3 protein-coding genes and 1 pseudogene are annotated in these 2,387 nt (G+C 53.5%); 1 reads left to right on the top strand and 3 read right to left on the bottom strand.

Going from position 1 to position 2,387, the window contains the following annotated elements; translation table 11 throughout:
- Window positions 1–268 precede the first annotated feature (268 nt).
- The 3 genes and pseudogenes from cysB to BBW68_RS20340 all read right to left on the bottom strand — a co-directional run.
- The gene (gene cysB, locus BBW68_RS09880; RefSeq protein WP_070135230.1) at window positions 269–1,255 is read right to left on the bottom strand and encodes an HTH-type transcriptional regulator CysB; all 987 of its coding nucleotides are present in this window, start codon (window positions 1,253–1,255) and stop codon (window positions 269–271) included.
- A gap of 207 nt (window positions 1,256–1,462) precedes the next feature.
- Window positions 1,463–1,507: a hypothetical protein gene (locus BBW68_RS20345; protein ID WP_338061300.1), complete on the bottom strand. Its 45-nt coding sequence runs from the start codon at window positions 1,505–1,507 to the stop codon at window positions 1,463–1,465.
- A 108-nt stretch (window positions 1,508–1,615) separates the two neighbouring features.
- Window positions 1,616–1,917, bottom strand: a pseudogene (locus BBW68_RS20340) (IS66 family transposase); the annotation flags it as partial.
- Window positions 1,918–2,027: 110 nt separating this feature from the next.
- Here BBW68_RS20340 and BBW68_RS09870 point away from each other — a divergent pair.
- On the top strand, window positions 2,028–2,387 hold a 360-nt coding region (locus BBW68_RS09870), incomplete at its 3' end, for a transposase (protein WP_186821231.1).

Raw genomic sequence — 2,387 nt, 5'->3', positions numbered from 1 at the left:
TCAGACCGGAACGTTGCCTGATGACTCCATACACCAGATTTGACAATAACTCGGGCATTTTTCTCATACCCGAGATGGTCAGTCAGCCCAGCATTTAACGCTGTTTAGACGGTCAACTTTATCAGCATGCGAGAAAACTGGCCAAGATCAGCTTCGGTTTTAAAGCCTTTAGCCAGTTCAGCCGCCAACGCTTTGCGTTTCTTTTCATCCATAGTTTGCCTGTCTCCGTTGTTGGAATGAATATATTAAAAACAGGTAGATACACAATTTAAATTACAGTCTCCTTTGCGGGCAGCTTGATGTCTTTGAACATCGCTTCAATATCTTCATTCGAGCGTAACCTTACTGCAGTATCAACAACATCACGCGTCAGATGCGTCGCAAAGCGCTGGATAAAGTCATACATATAGCTACGCAGGAAAGTGCTGCGACGGAAGCCAATTTTGGTGGTGCTGTAGCTAAAGACGTCGGTCGCTTCGATTCTCACTAGGTCAGGGTCGGATACGGGATCCACCGCCATACTGGCAATTACCCCTACCCCCAGTCCCAGCCGAACATAGGTTTTTATCACGTCAGCATCGGTTGCAGTAAAGACAATGCGCGGGGTGAGCCCGGCACGGTTAAACGCAGTGTCCAGTTCTGAACGCCCCGTAAAACCGAAGGTGTAGGTGACTAATGGATATTCTGCAAGTTCTTCAATCGACACTTTGCTCTTCGTAGCCAGCGGATGGTCCGGCGTGACGACAATGGCACGGTTCCAGTGATAGCACGGCAGCATGATCAAATCCTCGTAAAGATGCAGTGCTTCAGTGGCAATGGCAAAGTCGGCATTTCCCTTCGACACGGCCTCAGCAATCTGCGTTGGCGAGCCCTGATGCATGTGTAGCGAGACACGCGGATAACGTTCGATAAAGCCTTTAATCACGTTTGGCAGTGCATAGCGCGCCTGCGTATGCGTGGTCGCCACGTACAGTGAACCTTTATCAGGCCAAGTATGCTCACCCGCCACGGATTTGATTGCATCAACCTTCGACAGGACTTCGCGCGCGATGCGGATAATCTCTTCCCCCGCTGGCGTGACCTGAGTCAGGTGCTTACCGCTGCGGGCGAATATCTGGATCCCCAGCTCATCTTCCAGCATGCGCACCTGCTTACTGATACCGGGCTGTGAAGTATACAGGCCCTCGGCCGTTGAAGAGACGTTGAGATTATGGTTCACCACTTCAACGATGTAACGCAGCTGCTGCAATTTCATTTTTCATTTCATCCAAGGTTTGAAGCAACGCGCCGAATACCCGTCAGCAGGCTTGGGATGCGATCGGGTTCACGGTCTAATGCAAATTGATAATAAGAAAGATGTTATCTATAAGTAAGCGTCACATCCAGACCGTATTGACGCTTATGCAGATGTGAGTTCGGTTTTCCACGGCAGCAGGTCGCGCAGCCGGTTTACCGGCCAGTCCTAGATATGTCCCAGGATATAACGCAGCCACGCCTCCGGCTCCACACCATTCAGCCGGCAGGTGCCGATCAGCGAGTACAGCACTGCTGCCCGCTCGCCACCCGTATCTGAACCGGCGAACAGCCAGTTTTTCCGACCCAGGGCAACGCCGCGCAGCGCGTTCTCCGCGATGTTGTTGTCTATCTCCGCCCAGCCGTTGCTGCAGTACAGGTTCAGTGCGTCCCACTGCTTCAGCAGATAGGCGAATGCCTTCGCCGTATCCGAGTGGCGCGACAGTACCTTCATCTGCCCCTGTATCCAGTCATGCAGCGACTGCATCAGCGGAACGGTCTGCTCTTTCGTACCGCCAGCCGCTCGTCTGCCGGACTGCCGCGTATCTCCGCCTCGATGGCATACAGTTTCCCGATGCGCCTCAGCGCTTCGGTTGTGATGTCGGTCGGTGTCCTGGCATGCACATCGGGTAGAGTCTTAGGACGTGGTGTAAATTTGGAAGGATGGTGAGAGCCATTGGCTTATCCGGTAAGGTAATGGTTAATCAGACAATTATCTCAGAAGGAGTCAACCGATGGCCGACAACAGCATGACATTCAGCAACACCCTGATGCAACTCGGCGGCGAGGACTTTCTGCGTGAACTCACCGAATTTATGCTCAACCGCATCATGGAGGCCGATGTCACTCAGCGCATCAACGCAGAGCCTCATGAGCGCAGTGACGAGCGGGAGACCTACCGTAACGGCTACCGTGACCGTCAGTACCACACCCGCCTCGGTACCCTGGACCTGCGTATACCGAAGCTGCGTGAAGGCTCGTACTTCCCGTCCTTCCTTGAGGCCCGCAGGCTGTCGGAGAAAGCACTGAACGCGGTCATCCAGGAAGCGTGGATAAACGGCGTCTCCACCCGTAAGGTTGACGCGCTGGTGCAG

Origin of the sequence: Candidatus Erwinia dacicola, assembly GCF_001756855.1 — a bacterium.
In the GTDB taxonomy this organism is placed as follows: Bacteria; Pseudomonadota; Gammaproteobacteria; order Enterobacterales; family Enterobacteriaceae; genus Erwinia; species Erwinia dacicola.
This window is presented reverse-complemented; position numbering and strand designations above follow the sequence as displayed.